The sequence below is a fragment of the Devosia alba genome (assembly GCF_039938915.1).
GTDB classification, from domain to species: Bacteria; Pseudomonadota; Alphaproteobacteria; order Rhizobiales; family Devosiaceae; genus Devosia; species Devosia alba.
On the sequence record NZ_JBDUUI010000139.1, the window covers coordinates 1 to 244 of the forward strand.

Below are 244 nucleotides of genomic sequence, written 5' to 3' on the forward strand. Positions count from 1 at the left end.
GGCAATGGTCTTCACCAGCATGAGGCCAATTGGCAGCAGAACCGTAAACAGCGTGGCGCCCAGCGACGGGAGGGTGTGTTCTTCCCGCACCTTGAGGTCTGAAAATTCTGCCGGAACCGGTTTAAACGGCAGACGATTGCCGAGCAGTTTCAGGAACAGCGGGCCACCGACCAGAGACGCCACCAGTCCTACCATCAAACCATAAACAATTACCGTTCCGACATCCGCGCCTAACTTATTGGTC

1 protein-coding gene is annotated in these 244 nt (G+C 55.7%); it reads right to left on the reverse strand.

Going from position 1 to position 244, the window contains the following annotated elements; all coding sequences use genetic code 11:
• A partial coding sequence (locus ABFY71_RS19090) for a GntT/GntP/DsdX family permease (RefSeq protein WP_488645809.1) occupies positions 1 to 244 on the reverse strand: 244 nt, incomplete at both ends.